This window comes from Streptomyces sp. bgisy159 (assembly GCF_965341775.1).
GTDB lineage: Bacteria > Actinomycetota > Actinomycetes > Streptomycetales > Streptomycetaceae > Streptomyces.
In genome coordinates this window covers 76,548-93,110 of sequence record NZ_CBDQZH010000023.1, presented here as the reverse complement: position 1 = coordinate 93,110, position 16,563 = coordinate 76,548, and the positions used below count along the sequence as shown (strand labels likewise).

At 68.3% G+C, this 16,563-nt stretch carries 7 protein-coding genes and 2 pseudogenes; 3 read left to right on the top strand and 6 right to left on the bottom strand.

Annotated features, from left to right (window positions below; genetic code table 11):
- Positions 1 to 73: 73 nt before the first annotated feature.
- A pseudogene (locus ACSLTV_RS22255) lies at positions 74 to 259 on the bottom strand (DNA-directed RNA polymerase subunit alpha); the annotation flags it as partial.
- A gap of 101 nt (positions 260 to 360) precedes the next feature.
- On the opposite strand from ACSLTV_RS22255, the gene ACSLTV_RS22250 reads away from it, so the two are divergent.
- The 3 genes and pseudogenes from ACSLTV_RS22250 to ACSLTV_RS22240 all read left to right on the top strand — a co-directional run bounded on the left by ACSLTV_RS22250 (position 361) and on the right by ACSLTV_RS22240 (position 2,045).
- Positions 361 to 1,257: a DUF5655 domain-containing protein gene (locus ACSLTV_RS22250; protein WP_435612762.1), complete on the top strand. Its 897-nt coding sequence runs from the start codon at positions 361 to 363 to the stop codon at positions 1,255 to 1,257.
- Positions 1,258 to 1,323: 66 nt separating this feature from the next.
- Positions 1,324 to 1,630, top strand: a pseudogene (locus ACSLTV_RS22245) (NUDIX hydrolase); the annotation flags it as partial.
- 1 nt (position 1,631) lies between these two features.
- Complete coding sequence (locus ACSLTV_RS22240; protein WP_435612749.1) at positions 1,632 to 2,045, top strand: NUDIX hydrolase; 414 nt, start codon at positions 1,632 to 1,634, stop codon at positions 2,043 to 2,045.
- A 246-nt stretch (positions 2,046 to 2,291) separates the two neighbouring features.
- On the opposite strand, the gene ACSLTV_RS22235 is transcribed toward ACSLTV_RS22240, so the two are convergent.
- From ACSLTV_RS22235 to pglX, 5 genes are all read right to left on the bottom strand, one after another.
- Entirely contained in the window at positions 2,292 to 4,439 is a 2,148-nt protein-coding gene (locus ACSLTV_RS22235; RefSeq protein ID WP_435612748.1) for a DEAD/DEAH box helicase, read from the bottom strand.
- Positions 4,440 to 4,492: 53 nt separating this feature from the next.
- Positions 4,493 to 5,845, bottom strand: coding sequence for a BREX system ATP-binding protein BrxD (brxD, locus tag ACSLTV_RS22230; protein ID WP_435612747.1), 1,353 nt, complete (start codon positions 5,843 to 5,845; stop codon positions 4,493 to 4,495).
- 121 nt (positions 5,846 to 5,966) lie between these two features.
- Positions 5,967 to 8,885 (bottom strand): BREX-2 system phosphatase PglZ, encoded by a 2,919-nt coding sequence (pglZ, locus tag ACSLTV_RS22225; protein WP_435612746.1) that lies wholly within the window; start codon positions 8,883 to 8,885, stop codon positions 5,967 to 5,969.
- Complete coding sequence (pglY, locus tag ACSLTV_RS22220) at positions 8,885 to 12,784, bottom strand: BREX-2 system ATPase PglY (protein WP_435612745.1); 3,900 nt, start codon at positions 12,782 to 12,784, stop codon at positions 8,885 to 8,887. The genes pglZ and pglY overlap by 1 nt, the downstream gene beginning before the upstream one ends.
- A 23-nt stretch (positions 12,785 to 12,807) precedes the next feature.
- Positions 12,808 to 16,554 (bottom strand): BREX-2 system adenine-specific DNA-methyltransferase PglX, encoded by a 3,747-nt coding sequence (gene pglX / locus ACSLTV_RS22215; protein ID WP_435612744.1) that lies wholly within the window; start codon positions 16,552 to 16,554, stop codon positions 12,808 to 12,810.
- Between the last annotated feature and the right edge of the window lie 9 nt (positions 16,555 to 16,563).

The window sequence follows — 16,563 nt, the reverse complement described above, 5'->3', positions numbered from 1 at the left end:
TCCCCTGAGGGCGTCGAAACAGCGGTGAGGTTCTCCTGTCCCTGGACGCTTTGTCTTATGACCGGCGCGCGGCTCAGCGGTACTGCTCGGTCTCCACGAAGCCCGCGTCCGCGTCGAAGGCGGCGGCGGGCGGGTTGAATCCGGGCGGGCTGTCCTTCAGGGCCAGGCCCATCCCGGGGAGCTTTTCCATGACCTCGGCGATGGACTTCGCACCGAAGTTGCGGACGTCCGGGAGGTAAGCCTCGGAGCGCTGAACCAGTCGATCGGGCCTCCGGCACACGTTCTTCACGTGCCTCGTGCTGGTTGCGGAAACAATTCTCCGCCCGTCCGACGTTGTCCATCTCCTATGCGATAACGGGGGTGGTCGGCTTGAAGTTGTTCCGGACGGACGCATCGCAAAGCGGCGTGAGCGAGGTCATGCCGCGTCTTGCTGAGGTCGAGGCAGATGTGCAGGGTCTCGTCGAGGCGCACATGGAGACGCTGCTAGGCGTCCGTTTCCTGGCGAGCGAGTACGGCACCGGGCTGGTCCACAGGGGCCGGATCGATTCGCTCGGGCTGGACGAGAACGGATCGCCAGTCATCGTCGAGTACAAGCGCGGCGTCGACGCCGGCGTCATCAACCAGGGCCTGTTCTACCTGGCGTGGCTAATGGACCACCGTGCCGAGATCGAGCACCTGGTCCGCGACCGGCTCGGGATGAGGGCCGCGTCCAATGTCTTGTGGAGCAGCCCTCGCCTGATATGTATCGTCGGCGACTTCACGCGTTACGACGTGCATGCCGTGCACGAGCACCGGCGTTCGATCGACCTGGTTCGCTACCGACTCTTCGGGAGCGACCTGCTCGGGCTTGAGACCGTGGCGTCCGGGAGCGGCGGCATGCAGGCGGCACGCCGGGCCCGCCGCCGGGCGGTTGCCCGGGCGACAGCCGACGTCCAGGACGCGTCGATGGTTGAGCTGGCGAGCGCGGTCGATGAGGCACTGCTCGGGCTCGGGGACGGTGTGAACCGCGTCGAGCGCAAGACGTACCGGGCGTACCAGCGGCTGCGGAACTTCGCCTGCCTCTGTCCGCCACAGCGGAGCAAGCTGCTGGTCTACCTGAAGGTCGACCCGAAGGAAGTCGACCTTGTCCCGGGATTCACCCGGGATGTCTCCGGTCTCGGTCACCACGGGACGGGTGATCTGGAGGTGCAGTTGCGTACGCCGAGGGATGTGGAGCGGGCGCAAGATCTGTTCCTGGCGAGCTACGCGGCGGCGTGATCGCTGGCGGTTTCTCGGTCGTGCCTGCTCACGTGGTCGGTCCGGGCCTGTCGGGTGATGCCTTTCGGGATCACCTGGCAGTTCCCGGCCGGTGTCATCAAGCCAGGAGCCAAGGCGGAGACCACCCACCGTGCGGGAAACCTTCGACGAAACGGGTGTCCACTGTGCGGTCCGGCAGCGCCTTGGGAACCGGCTTCATCCGGTGACCGGCGTGCTGTGCGAGTACTTCCTCTGCGAATACCTGGCAGGCGAAGCCAGCAACACCGACGCAGTCGAGAACATCGACGTCATATGGGTCCCAAGAAACTCGGTCACCCGCTTTATCCCCGTCGATACGATCTTCCCACCCATCCTGGCTGTCCTGGAGGAGCAGCGTGACGCAGCAGAACGCGGAGGAGCAGCCGGGCATCGCCGCGGCCATCGTCGTCAGCGGGGGGCGCGTGCTAATGGTGCGGCGCCGGGTCAGCGAGGGACAGCTCTCGTGGCAGTTCCCGGCCGGCGAAATTGAGCCGGGTGAGAGCCGCGAAGACGCCGCCGTACGAGAGACCCACGAGGAGACCGGGGTGGAGGTGGTTGCCATGAAGCTGCTCGGCGAGCGGGTCCACCCGAAGACGGGTCGGTTGATGTCGTACACGGCCTGTGAAGTGGTGGGCGGTACTGCCTATGTCGCGGACGCCGAGGAGTTGGCTGAGCTTGCGTGGGTCGCCCATGACGATATTCCGCAGTACGTGCCATATGGGCTGTTCGAGCCGGTGCAAGCGCATCTGGACGCAGTCATGGCAACCTGAGTGGTTCCAGCTCAAATGGGTGATCTCTTGAGCTCGAGTAAGTGCGTTGGAATCAAGGCTGGAACCGGGGCGTGGCTGGTGGAGGCGGACCTCAACCTCGGTGAGCAGGACCTGCCTGCCCCTCGTGGTGAAAGCCTAGGTGGGTAGACAGCACCGGCCACCGCATCGACATCGAGATGAGCGCGAGCGTCCTCCAGGCCGAGAAGGGCCTCAGCCGCCCGAAAATTCGCCTGTGTTCCGGGTTGTTCAGGTGCCCCATTCCATCCGTACGGGCTCGCGGGCTGCGGCGAGGGCGCCGTCGAAGTCGGCGAGGCGTTCGGCGAGGGTGGTGGTGGCGATGCGGGGCGGTAGGGCCGCCGAGAACTTCAGGCCGCGGACTGCCCGCGGGTCAACGGTGGGCAGGGTGAGGGAGTCGGGGAGCTCGGCGCGGGCGGTTTTCCAGTCGGTGGGGGAGAGGTCCTGACGGAGGCGGACATGGGTGTCAGTGGGGCGCTGTACGGGGTCGGCGAGGCTGCCGAGGGAGGCGGTGAGGGTGGCGTTGGCGCGGTACCCGGCCCAGGTCCACCAGCGGGTGGCGTCCGGATCGCGGACCAGCAGGGTGCCCGCCGGGTGTACTTCGTAGGGTGCGCGGTCCATGCGGAGTTCAGCAAGGGCCGCGACGGCGCGGCGGGTGAGGCGGACGTCGGGATCCGTGCCGAGCAGGACGTCGCGCATGGCGCGGGTGAGGACGTACGACAGCCCGCGGGCTTCGCTGCCCTGCCATTTGGCGATGCCGCCGTCCTCGACGGGTTCCACGAAGGCACGGCGTCGGGCCCAGTCGATGAACGTGACCTGCCAGCTGCGGCCGGCCAGCAGCAGGCGGCGCGGGCCCGGTCGTTCTTCGGTGAGGACGGTGGGGTCGGTGGTGCCGATCTCGGTGCGTCCAGCGAGCACCGTGAACTCAGGGGGTGCGGTGAAGGAGGCGGTCAGCTCCATGAAGTGCCGGCGGCCGAAGTGCTTCTCGGCTTCGGAGCCGATGAACAGCATGCCGCCGTCGCTGTCGAGGAAGCCTTCCGCGACCAGGTGCGACAGGAGGGGCGCGGCAGACTGGTCGAAGGGAGCCAGGCCGTTCCACTGCTCGGGCCACAACCGGTCGCCGACGCGGTGTTCCTGCAGGGTGACGGCGAGGATCTGCTGGGCGACGAGATGGCGGGGTGAGGGGGGCGGGGTGACGGGTTCCACCCAGCCACGGGCCCACAGAGTGAGCAGGCCGGCGGCTTGGAGCAGGGTGTCGGGCCGGGTGGCGAGGAACAGGCAGTTGCGGGATGTGCCGGCGCGACGCCCGGTGCGGCCGATGCGCTGCAGGAACGAGGCCACTGTGCCGGGGGAGTCGATCTGGATGACACGGTCGAGGTCGCCGACGTCGATGCCGAGTTCCAGGGTGGAGGTGGAGACGATGACGCAGTCGCGGGCTTCGGCGAATGCCTGCTCGGAGCGTGCGCGTTCGTCGGTGGACAGCGAGGCGTGTGAGAGGAACACGGTGACGTCGCGGGCGCGCAGTGCCGCACCGAGTTCTTCCACCTGCTTGCGGGAGTCGCAGAAGACGAGCCGTTTCTCGCCCCGGTGCAGGGCGGAGATCACCTTGGCGGCGTTGGCGAGCGATCCGACGTAGTCGAGCTCCACCTCCCCTGCGGGGCGCGGGTGTTCGGTGGTCCCGGTTGTGGCGGGCAGAGTCACGCCGGGGGCGACGACCCGGCCGGGGCGATCGGCGGGGCGTGCGCCCTGGAGCCAGATGAGCAGGGCGTCGGGGTTGCCGACTGTGGCGGACAGCCCGATGCGCTGGATGCGGTGGCCGGCGAGCCGTTCCAGGCGTTCGAGCACGGCAAGCAGGTGCCAGCCGCGGTCGTCCCCAGCGAAGGCGTGCACCTCATCGACGACGACGGCACGCACCCGGCCCAGCATGTGTGCGTGGTCGGTCTTGACGCTGATGAGCATCGCTTCGAGCGACTCGGGTGTGGTGAGCAGAAAGTCGGGGGATTCGGTGCGGATGCGACGGCGTACGGACTCGGGGGTGTCGCCGTGCCAGAGGGCGGCTCGGCGCCCCAGCCACTGGGCGTAGCTGTCGACCCGGTGCACCAGGTTGTTCAGGAGCGCCTTGAGCGGGGCCAGGTAGAGGACGGAGGTGCCGGTCCAGCGCTGCTCTCGCATGGCGGACAGCAGGGGGAAGGTGGCGGCCTCCGTCTTCCCGCCCGCCGTCGGCGCGAGCAGGACCGCGTCCTCACCGTTCATCAGCGGGTGCACGGACGCCTTCTGCAGCGGGCGCAGATCGGGCCACCCGAGCGTGTTGACGATGTGGTGCAGGACTACCGGGTCAAGGCGCTCCAGCGGGTCAGTGCCGCGCGGCTGCTCCTGCACGTCTGCAACTCCAGGGCTGTTCGTCAGAGTTCGGGACTTCGGGAACTGGGGCGTCAGAGGTCGATGTCGAGGTCGTCAGCCGAGGCGGCCGGTGCGGGCGCGGCGAAGTTCCGTTCGGTGGCGGTGAGCTCACTGCTGCCCACGGTCAGCTTGTAGTGCCTGCGCGGGTCGAAGTCGGGGAACTGATCGATCCGGTCGAGTACGTCGCCAACCAGCTTCTTCAGATACAGCCGTGGTGCGACTCCGACCTTCCCGCCCAGTGCCCCGCCCACAGCCCGGGCCAGGTCGGTGAGGTAGGCGTCGTCGGCAAGCTGCTTGATCCTGTCGGGGGACTGGGAGCCTTCGGTATACAGGTCGCGGATGGTGGCGCCCAGGCCGGTCAGTGATGCCTCGGTGAATCCGGGCAGCCGGATCTGGACGGCCCGCGGGTTGTCGAAGCGGGGGTCGGTGGTGAAGTCGGTGGCGAGGCGCTGGGCGAGCGGTGCGAGTCGCTGTACGCCCTGTTGCCCATCGTAGAAGGCGGGCGTGCCGGTGATGATGAGATACAGGCCGGGGAAACGGCCGGAGTGGACCTCGTCGATGAGCTGCCGCAGCGCGTTGAGTGCTTTGTCGCGGGCGTCGGAGCGGACCCGTTGCAGGGTTTCTACTTCGTCCAGGACGAGGACGAGGCCGGCGTGCCCGGCGTCTCTCAGCACGGTGAGCAGGCCCTGAAGGAAGCCGAAGGCACCGAAGTGGTCGAGGTCACCGCGGACGCCTGCACTGCGCCGGGCGGCTGCGGCGACGTGCGGCTGGCCGCCGAGCCAGGCCATCACCGCAGCGGCGGTGGCCTCGTCGCCGGCATCCAGGGACTGCTTGTATCCGCGCAGGGCGGTGGCGAACGCGGGGGCGTGTCGGGACACCTCGGCCAGGCGGGCAGTGAGCAGCCGGTCCACGGCCTGTGGCAGCTCGCTCTCGCTCGCGCCGTCGGCGAGTGCATCCTCCTCGAGTGCGTAGAACCAGGCGTCCACGACCGGCCGCAGGGCGCTGGGCGGGAAGCTGGCGGTGGCCAGGCGCTCAGTGAGTCGCCGGTAGACCGTCTCCAGCTTGTGCAGCGGGGTCTCGGTCTCTGACACCTGCACCTCGGCCACGGCAAAGGTGCGCCGTTTGGCGCGCTCGCCGAGCCAGCGGGTGAAGAAGGTCTTGCCGGATCCGTACTCGCCGCGCACGGCCTTGAACACCGAACCGCCTGCGGCGACAGTGTCCAGTTCCTCATCGACGGCCCGCTCGAAGCGGTCTAGTCCGGTGGCAAGCAGGTCGAGGCCGCTCTCGGGGACAGCGCCGCGCCGCAGCGCGTCCACGACAGCACGCCGCCGCACCGCGCTGACCGGGGTGGCAGCCCCGGATGCTGAAGATCCAAACGCGTTCACCCGAATAGTCTCCCATCCGGCTGCCCACCTGGCCGGACACCCGTGCGTGCACCGCGCCGCCGGTGCCCGGAGCGGCCGGGCGGGCCGACTGCACCGCCCGGCATGGCCGCAGACCCCCGGTTCACAGTCCGAACTGCTCGATCAGCTGGCCCCGGTGCAGGCGCAGGGTGCGGTTGTCGGGGAGAATTTCCAGGATCTGGGCGCCGTCATAGTTGAGAAGCTGGGCCAGGGTCGCGGCGAAGCCAGGGGCTCGGGTGGCGGGCTGGCCGGCGCGTTCGGCCAGGGCGGTCATGGGCAAGGTGCCCGCTTCGACCAGCGCGGCCAGAGCCTTCGGCAGGACCGCCTTGTCGCGTGGCACACGGGCGAGCAGTGCCAGCTGTTCCTGGTACAGCTCGGTGGCCATGAGGCGATTCACCAGTGCGGTGGCAGGGTCCTCTGTTTGATCGGAGACGGGTACGGCCGCAGGCTTCACTACAGGGGCGACAGGTTCCTGTGGTGCGGAGGGTGCGACCTCGTCCTCGCCGAAGAGACTGATAGCGCCCTCTGTCACGGGCGGGGCTGACTTCTTGGCCTGCTTGCGGCTTGGGCGTGCAGCGGTGGCCTCGGGTGCCGCGATGGCATCGGCTCCGGCCTTCGTCTCGGCCTCGAGTCCGGTGGTGGCGTCGTTGTCCTGCTCCCACCATCCGGGCGTAAGGTCGCCCAGCTCCCGCCACCCCGTAGGTGGCTCCGCGCCGAACGGCAGTAGGGCGAGGAGGGGGATGGTGAACTCGGCGAGGGTTGCCCCGCCGTGGTAGCCCGCCTTGAGCGCGGTGTACCGGGCGTCGTGGTCCCGCAGCGCGACGATCCGCGATCCGGGCTCCGGCCAGACCACCCGTGGTCCGGCCAGCTCAATTTCGGCCGGTGCGACGGGTCCGCCGGGGGCGCGGTGACGGGCCGACCCTATGGCGCCGGCGGCCGTGTCGATCTTGCTGCCGCGTCGCTCGACCACATGGCCGTGGTCAGAGGTGAGGAGCACGGTCATGTCGTTGGCGCGGGCGGCCCGCAGCAGCGGTTCCAGGCCGCCGATCTCCTTGATCTCCCAAGCGCCGTCGCCAAGCTTCTGCTCCTTGGCGAGCCGGTCGTCGACGGTGTTGAGGACGACCGCGACATGGGTGCGCTCGTCGGCGAGCGCTTCAGTCAGGGCGGTGGAGAAGGGCGAGCCGGTGTCGGGGCTGCGTAGATCGTCCTTGTGGAAGACAGCCGCAGGGGCCCCCTTCCAGCACGGGTGCTGAGGGAAGAGCCGCTTTTCGTCGTTCTGGTCGCCCTTCATCAGGGTGCCAGCGAACAGCGAGGTGCGGGAAACGGTGGTGAGAGTGGGCAGCGCAGCGGCCACGGCGCGCCTCACCGGTGCTCCGGTCGCGTCCTGCAGCGGGTCGAACTCGGACCAGTGTGCGTGCAGTTCCTCACCCAGTTCGGCTGCGATCGCCGCACTCATTCCGTCGATGAGGAGGAGCAGGACCCGTCGGCCGGGACAGTCCACGACGGGCGCGACGACCCGGTCCAGGAAGCTTTCGACGGTGAGCATGGCGCCGGGGGCGGTGCCATCTGCGGTCCACACCGCGAGCCGCTCGGAGAACGCGCGGTCCAGCTCACGACGTTTGCTGCGCACCTGCTCGCCGATCCGGCTGTAGGCGTTGGCGAGTGCGTCATCTGCGTCGCCGCCCGCGTCCAGGTGTTCCAAGGCTCGGTCTACCCAGCCGAGTTCGCGGATCTGGCGGTCGGCGCCGTCTGCCACCGAGGCGATGTCGACTTCAGGTTGGGACGCCAGCCACCGCCGCAGCCGCGCTGCCATCCGTACCCGTTCAATACGGGCCTGGGTGGCGCCGTCGACGGCCAGGGCGTGTTCGGCCAGCGCGGTGATGGCAGCCGTGACCGTCTCGGGACCGCCGTCGGCGAGGGCGCGGCCCGCGGCGGTGAAGCGGGCATCCAGTCCGGCGGCGAGCAGCGGACTGGCAGCGGCGGCGGTCTGCGCCCCGAACTGTGTGACGAGCTGTGCGGCCCTGCTCAGGACCGGGTCCGCGAGCCGGTGTTCGCCCCGGTCGACGAGGCCGCGGACGTACGCCTCACCGCTTTGCCCGAAGGAGGTAAGGAGTCGGTCGAGGTCGTCGCCCTGGGCGGGGGGCTGGTCGCCGAGCCATCGCTCGGCGCGCCCGCGCGCCCGGTACAGGTCGTGGTCGGCCTCCGCGTGCCCCCACAGGGCCGCGCAGACGACCGCGTAGGCGGCTGCGTCCGCCCCGTGGTCGGCGTCTACCAGGGCGGTAATGATCTTTCCGGTGGAGCCGGCCTGTTCGGGTTCGGCGAGGAAGCGGGCCAGGCCGGCCCGTTCCGGTCCGCGCAGGTCGCGCAGGAGGTTGGGGCCGCCTGGGATGTGGGTCCACCGGAACAGGGTGATGGGGTCGATGCGGTCTCCGTCGTCGTGTGCGGCCGGCCCGCCCAGCGCGTCCGTGTCACGGCGGCCGAGCCGGAGCCGACGCCGGGCCAGTCGGGTGAGGGCTTCGTCTCGGGACAGCAGTCCTTTACCGAGGGAGGGCCAACCGCGGCTGGCCGCCGCGTCAAGGAGCGCTTCGGCCGCCCAGGTCTCCCTGCGCAGCCGCCCGTCGAGACCGCGCGCGTCGAACGCCTCCTGCACGACCTCCCAATTGTCGACGGACCGGATCCTTCCGCCGTAGACGCGGGCGAGCAGCCCGGGGTCGAGGTCGGTGTCCTCGCGGTCGGTGAGGACGACCAGGACTTTGGGGTCGGGAGGAGTCGGCGCGTCGAGGTGGCCCAGGATCTGCTCGTGCACGGCCAGCACCGAGGGCGCGACGACCACCCGTGCCTGCAGCCCGCCCGCCGTACGCTGCACGGCGGGCCCGTCCCAGACGGGAGCGGCCCGCAGCAGCAGTACGCGGACCGTGCCGTCACCGAGCCGACTGCGGGCGGCGAGGTACTGACGGACGGTTCCTGCCGACAGCCGGGCGGGGCCGGCGGTCGCGGTGACTGCGGTGACCGTGTCGGACATCAGTCGACGACCTTCCAGATGACCTCGACGGTGGCGTTCGGGTGCTCGGCCGCGAGCGCCGCGATCTCCGCCTGCAGTTCGGCGGCGGCCCGGGCGGCGGTAGTCCGCCCGCCGCCGGAGCGGGCCACGGACCGGGACGGTGTGCGCGGCCCCGGCTGCTGCGGCGGCTCCGGCAGCACCTGCGGGTGGGCGGAGCCGCCGTTCAGGTCCACGCTGTCGGAACTCGGCGGAGGAGTGGGCGACGGCTGGGGGCGCTCGGCCGTGCTCTGGCGAGACCTCAGCAGGGACAGCACTTCCCGGCCGCTGGCGTGCAGCACGCCCGGCAGATCGGGGTAATCCCCCGGGTCGCCAGCGGCGGCATCCCGCACCCGCTCCAGGACGGCCGCACCGTCCACGCCGAGGGTGTCGGCCAGGCCCAGCTGGTCCCAGCTGGTGTTCTGCAGCGCGCTGGCTACCTTCCCGGCACTCTTCAACGACATGCCGTACCGGTGTGCGGAAAAGTCGCCGAGAGGGAAACGGGCGAGCCGGTCCACGACGGTCTTCGCCTCGATGCCAGCTTCCGTCACCTCCTTGACCAGCTCCTGCGCCCGGCGGGCAAGGACGAGCCGGGGGGAGTCGTCGTTCAACTGGAGGAAGTCACGGTGCTTCTCCAGCTCCCCGACGAGCCGTCCGGCGTCCTGGCCGAGTGAGGCGGCAGCCTGCTTGATCTGTGCGGCGAACTGGTTGACGATCCGGCCGCGCCGCAGTTGCGGCGCCTGGTCGCCGAGCATGGTCTCGAACCGCTTGCGCGCCTCTGTCCAGTCGCTCTCCGTGGGCAATTGCTGCTCGCGCAGGGCGTAGTCCGGCTTCAGCTCGTGCGGTGCGGGCGCGGGTTCGATGGGGACGCCGCCGCGCACCCATACCCGGTCGGTCATCTCCGCGTACGCGGCGGCGAGCAGCCGACGCAGCGGCTCGGGCAATCCGCGCGGCTCGGGAAGGTCGGTCCAGTCGGAGAGCTTGACCAGGGTCGGCTCGGCGGTGCTGTTCCGGCGGGCTCGGTCGTTGAAGTGGTCGGGCCAGGCGGTGGACTGCCGGTAGTACGCCTCCCTCATGGCGCCGAGCCCAAGACCGCCCGCGATCCGCGCCATGGTCTTGCGGTCCTTGCTGTCGACCTCGGTCTGCCCGTCACGGTTTTCGGCGGCCTTGCGCACATACTCGAAGACGGTCTTGATCTCGGCAGGCTTCACCGGCCTGCCAGTGCCGTCCGGGTCCAGGTCGGGGTGGGCGGGGTACTGATGGGCGAGCAGCTTGCCGGCCAGGTCACGGGCGGCGGTATCCAGAGTTGCCCCGAGCGGAAGCCGCAGCTCGGGTACGCCCTGCTGGGCGACCAGGTGGGTGTCGAAGCTCAGGTCGACGACCCCTTCCTGCTTCTGCGTGAGCCCGTACGCCTGCCGCAGCGCCTGGGTAACGCGCTCGGTGAGGATGAGCAGCTGCGACTGGAGCATGCCCTTGGCGCGCTCTTTGTCGTCGGCGTTGAGGCTGCGCGCGAAGTCGGAGTCGAAACGGGTCTCGTCAGCGAGGGCCTTGTCGATGACGACGAGGCGTTCGAAGTCGCCGCGGGAAGCATCGGTCAGGTGAGTGGGCAGCCAGGCCAGCGTGCGCGAGTCACCACCCGGCTTCTCCCGCAGCGCACGCAGCCGCTGCAGGTCATCCATCGGCCCGAACTCGCCCTCGTCGTAGGGGAAGTCGACAATGAGCCGCCAGGCGTCCTCCTGGCTGGGCCGCAGGGTCGCCTCGGGCAGCGAGTCGACATCGGCGACGTTACCGAAGACCACCTCGACCTGCCGTTCGGTGCCCTTCCACACCAGGTTGAGCACGTCGTACGCGTCGAAGCCGCCAGGCCCGTCGCTGACGCCGAGCGCCTCCTTGAGCAGACCGCGCATCTTGGCACGCCGGTTGTTCTGGTTGTTGTGGACCTGGGCGTTGGCGAGGACGGCGTCCAGATCGACGCCGGTGAGCTCCAGGCGCACCACCGCACCCGGCCCGGTACCAGTCACCTTTATCTCGGGGAAGGTCGCCGCCCACTCCTTCGCCTTCTGCTCCAGCCTGCCGACCTCGGTCCCCGCGATGCGAGTAGTGATGGAGCCGTGGTTGAGGGCATGCAACCGCGCCAGAGTGAGGTCGGCCAGCGCGGGCACACTGGGCGCGAGCGCAGACAGCAACAGGGTCTGCAGCAGTCGGCTGTCACCGGTGAAGTCGCGGCAGCGGGCCGCAAGTTGAGGGTCGCCGAGGGTCTCGGGGCGGCGTCGGTACGCCTCGACCTGGTCCTCGGTGACCTGGTTGGTCTTCAGTAGGTACGGGCGCAGCTTGTCCCGGTACAGCTTGTCGGCAGCCTCGAAGTGAACACTGGTCTCCCCGCTGAACGCCTTGTCGCCGCCGCCCGCGATGGCCGGGTACAGATCGCCCAACGGCACAAGCTGCCCGAGCCGCCAGTCGTCGCGGTGATCGACGAGCAGCTGGCTCATCAGCTTCAGGCCGGTGCGGGAGCGCTGCAGGGCCGCGGAGATGTGTACCAGGGTATCCATGAACGCCGGCGGGAACGGGTACGTCCGCCTGAACGCGCCCTCGTCCGCGCCGGTGGTGGACTTGTCGTGGCCGAGCAGGGTGTCCCATACGTCCGGACCGAGCCTCTTGGCCTCGGCGAACGCAGTCTCCACCTTCGCCTCGGCCTCCGGGCTGGTGGGCTTGAGCAGGCGGGCCTGCGCGATCTGTGGGAGGTTGCGGTCTTCCAGGACGATCTTGTCGAAGCGCCCGCCGCTGAGCTTCAGACTGTCCTGGACGGCGGCCTCGGCGGCCCCTGACATCTCCTCGCCGACCAGCTCACGCAGGTCGCGCTGGCGGGCGATGAATGACACCACCGGGATGGCGCGCCGTTCGTCGCCGCCCTCCACAAAGTTCGTGATCTTGTCGGCTTCGCGGGAGACGAACTTCTGGTCGTGGATGCGGGAGGCCAGCCACAGGATCAGCTCGTCCATGAAGAGGACGAGCCCGTCGTAGCCGAGGGACTTGGCGTGCGCGGCGATGATGCCGAGCCCCTTGTCCAGCGAGACGAACCCGTCGGCATCCTCGGAGGCGTTACGTGAGAACGACGGGAACAGGGTCTGGGTGAGGTCCTGCACGAGTCGGGCCCGCAGTTCCCGCGGCGTGGAGGGGTTCTCCAGGTCGAGGTCCTTGGTGTTCTCGTGCTCCTCCGGGGCGTTCACCGCCTGATCCAGCAGTTCGGTGGTCCAGGCGAAGGAGTCGCCCCACTCGTCCTCCTGGCCGTCGCCGGCATCGGCGAGCTGCTCGATCACCCGCTCGTCGCCGTTCCGGCGGCGCTGCTCGGCGAAGTCCTCGAAGAGCCCGTCGGTCCGGTAGACCTGCGGCAGCGGGCAGCCGGGGTGGAGTTTCCGTACGTGCTCGACGTACTTGCCGAGCACACGCTGCTCCAGCGACTTGGAGCCCAGCATGTGGTAAGGCACCAGCAGGAACTTGCGGTCGTCCGCATCCAGCCAGGCGTGCCGGGCTCGCACGGGGTCGAGGTCGCGGCGCGCCCGGGCGGCTTGGTTCCGCGACAGCAGCGCGTAGAGCACCGCCATGAAGTGCGACTTACCGGAACCGAACGAGCCGTGTAGATAGGCAGCCTTCGACGAGCGGCTGTCCAGCGCGGACTTGATCAGGTCGAGGGCTTCGTCGAAGTTGCCGAGCAGCCGGTCGGTGACGACGTAGTCCTTCAGCGCCGCTTCGGCCCCCTCGGGCGTGACCGCTTCGTTCAGCTTCAACACGAAGTCGGAGGTGGACACCGACTCCGGGATGTCGATCAGCTCCCGAAGCAGCGGCCGGTCCTCGGGACGAGGATTGTTCCTGTTCATGAAAGCCATGGTGTGTCTGCTCCTCGCCCTGCTCAGGCGGACTCTGCGCCGCTGACGGCAACGGTGACGGTGTCCGTGTCGGCGTCCGCGATGGACGTCTGGATGGCGGCTTTCGAGCTCGCGCGCTTCTTCGGCGCGCCGGATCCACGGCTGGCGGCGGACGGACGCCAGGCCCGCAGCGCATCGTCGGTCAGCCCGAGCTCACCCTGCTTCTGCTGCCTAAAAGCCAGAATCTCGGCAGCCGGCGACGCCCCGAACTCCGGGTCGTATTCGCCATACCACTGCTCCAGCCACGGCTGCAGCTCAAGCAGCCCGGCCAGGTAAGGCACGAGGTCGTCGTCGCTGAGCCCAGCCTGCTGGATGTACGAGGCGAGCGCGAGGGCCTGCTCCAGGTGATCCCAGCCGGCCCACCCGTACAGCTCCGGCGACTGCGCGCTTACCGTGCCATACGACACGAACCGCTCCTTGGGCACGTCGAGCTTGCCGCGCGCTCGCCAGAAGCTGTGCTTCGGGAAGTCCGCTGAGGTGTACTTCGGCGGCAAGGGTGTCCGCTGACGGACTTTCCGCTTGGCGGGCTCGTCGGGCGCCGCGTCCTCCTCTCGCTGCAACTCCCAAACCTGCTCCCAGTCGGCGCGCTTCCTCAGCCCGGTCGGCTTGTACCGCAGTGCAGACAGGAACGGCACGTGCTCCTCGGACAGGAGCTCCCGTACGGTTTTTACGAGATCCTGCCGGGGCGCGTACAACTCGGCGACCGACGCGAAGTCCTCGTCGGCAGACAGGTTCTCGGCGAGGCGGGCGAGGGTGGTGACGGTGGGGTTGCCGCTAGCATCAAACCAGTACGCGCGATCCTCGACCCGGTTGAGGAGCCAGGACTTCAGCGCATTCTGCCGCATCGTGTCCCAGCCATCGGTGGCCCAGCGCCGCTTGTACTCGGGACGCTCCACCATGCCGATGGCGCGGTTCGACTCGATGGCCTCGATCCGCCTCTGCACGACCGCCCGATAGTTGGCGGGCCAGTGCTCGGGGATATCCGTGATCGGGGTGGACCCGAGGCGCTTGAACCATTCGTCGCTGGCCTCCCCGGCGGCGGCTCGGCGAGCCAGCACGATCTCGAAGGCTCTCTCACCTAGGGCGAGTTCGGGCACGGCGGAGGCATCGGCCAGGCGCAGATCCTCGGAGTGCAGGTCGTAGAGGGAGTAGACCTGCCAGTCCAGCTCCTCCTGGAGGGCGATCATCCGGGCACGGGCGGAATTGTACTGGGCTTGGGTATTTCGGAGAGCAGAGGCGGTGGGGACGGTTGCGGTAGCGAGGGCGGCGGGGGTCGCCGCGGAGAGCTGCCGGGCGAGAGCGTCCAGCTCAGTGGCGAGGGCGGTGGGGTATTCAGCGGGGAGTGGGAACTCCTGGAGTTTCGTGCTGGTGAACTCGTACCTTTCCATGAATTGGGCCGGTGTCCATCGGTTGCCACCCCCGCTGTTGTTGTCAGCCCCCGCCTTGTTCTGGCTTACCATCTGCATCCAGTATCCGGCAGTGGAGCTATTGAGCAGCCCAAGTAGCTGCACATGCTCCTCCTCCGTCGCACCCTTCTGCAACTTGATCACTGGAGCGGACTGCTTGAATACTTTGCCGCCTCGGTCCAGGGCAAAATGATTGTGTGTGGCCACGAAAGCAAAGGAGATTCCCAGCGGGACGGAGTATCGTTCCGGGTGCCAGCGGCTCCACTCATACCATGTGAGCCCAATTTCCTCATGCGTTCCCCCTGGCTCCCGTCGCTCACGCAGCATTGTGCGATGAACCCAGAGGTGGTGTGAAATATCGGCTGAAAGCTCGGCTTTGAGGTCACTTCTGCGATATGGAAATACTGACTCCGTGGTAACTGAGATCTCCCAATCCCGAACGGAGTCGCCTTCGGCAAGTGGTGTGATGTGTTCAGGGCTTACTCCGAAACGCGACCAAGTCCCAACTGGGCTGAAATACGCGGCGTCGTTACCTGTATGCGTATACCGTCCAATCGAGCGGCACAATTCGCCCAAACGCCTCGCTTTTGCTTCCTCGAGATTCCCGAGCATCTCTTGTCCACCGTCTGCGAGTACCCAAGGCTGTTTGGCGAAGTATCGGTTGCGATCGAGGTCCCCGACGGAAACCCACTGACTGACAGATCCCGGTTCCTCGATCTGCTGGACGATTGCTGTCCACACCAGTCCTTCCTCAGCATTGAACGGTGCCGAGGGCTCGCCCTGAACGCTGCGTACAGTTCGGATCGTCGCTTGTCGCTTAGATCCTTCCCTCGGTCGTCCGACGAGGATCACCGTCGGTGTCCCGTGCCCCGGGATGTATGCTCCCGACGTGTCGATCACTTCGGTGAGTTCAACTTTGTGGGCGAAATACTCCTCGATGAGCTTGGTGCCGAACTCCCGCTTCATAAAGGAGTTCGCTGTGATCTGGCCGACCATGCCGTAGCCGTTTCCGGCGCTTCCGCCCTGTCTAGCCAATTCAAAAAACCGCTGGGCGAAAGGCACGGATAGCGCGTACTGCAGTTTGCAAGCGCTGTATAGATCCTTGTACAGCTGGTTGAGCTGCTTGTCCTTGACCGTGATGTATGGCGGGTTGCCCACCACCACGTGGTAGCGCCCCTGCTCTAGGATGCCGGGATACTCGTGCACGTCCTCTGTTGCGTACGAGAAGTCAGCGAGCGGGTCACCGGCTGCGCTGCCGTCCTCCCCCTCAAGGGTGAGCCCCAACTGCAGCTCCAGTTGCCGGTCCTTGATGAGCGAGTCGCCCACCGCGAGCTGGATGGGCCACTCGTAGCGCCGCGCCTCTTCGAAGGTGCGCATGCCGCTCGCGGCCATCGCCGCGACCAGGAGCCGGAAACGGGCCACTGCGACTGCGAACGGGTTGAGGTCCACCCCGTGGACCGAGTTCAGGGCCGCTCGCACCCGCTCGTAAGCGTCAATCTCGGGCCGCTGCTCAGCCCACATCCGCACAAGCCGCCGGAATGCGCCGAGCACGAAGTGGCCGGACCCGCAGGTCGGGTCGATCATCTTCAGCTCTTCGAAGCCGAACTCCCGCACTGCCGGGGTCATCGTCCGGTCGAGGATGAACTCCTCCACGAACTCCGGCGTCTGCAGCAGCGCGTACGTCTTGCGGGCCGCCTCGCTTAGATCCTGGTACAGGTCGCCCAGGAATCGGGTGTCCCAGCCCTCGGTGCCGTCCTCGCTCAGCGGGTCACTGAAGTCGTGCACGAGGGCCGGACCACCCGCCCCTTCCTCCCCACTGACCTCACCGGTGCGCTGCTCCCGCCAGAATGCGAGCAGCGCGCCGGCGCCGTCGTGCGACAGTGGGATCTGATAGAGGGGGTTGTGATCGCGATCGAAGAGCAGCCGCCCGGCCTGCCCGGCGCCCAGCTCGGCGAACGCCGTCTCCAGCCATCCGCGGTACGTCGGGTCGGCGTCCTCCTCCAGGTATTCCTCGAACCGAGCCTGGGCGGTCTCCCGCCCCGCCACGTCGGGGGAGGTGATGTACGGCTCGGCGATCAGCCGGTTGTCCTCGCTGAACCGCACGAAGACCGTGCCGAGCACCCAGGCCACCGCGACCTGGGTGATCCGCTCGCCAAGCCAGGCGTTCCACGTTGCCGCCGTGCGGCCCAGCTTCCGGGCCTGCTCATACTCACCGCGCAGTCGCGTCCCGACCTCAGGGACGGCTTTGACCTGCTGCTCCAGGTCGGTCTCTGCCGCCGTGACCTGTTTCTGTAGGTCGGCGAGGAGGGTCTGGCGGTCGATCACGAACGGCTC

Bases quoted from the DNA above. Each gene is read 5' to 3' on its own strand.
- pglZ (WP_435612746.1), bottom strand. From the start codon at position 8,885: ATGTCCGACACGGTCACCGCAGTCACCGCGACCGCCGGCCCCGCCCGG.
- pglY (WP_435612745.1), bottom strand. From the start codon at position 12,784: ATGGCTTTCATGAACAGGAACAATCCTCGTCCCGAGGACCGGCCGCTG.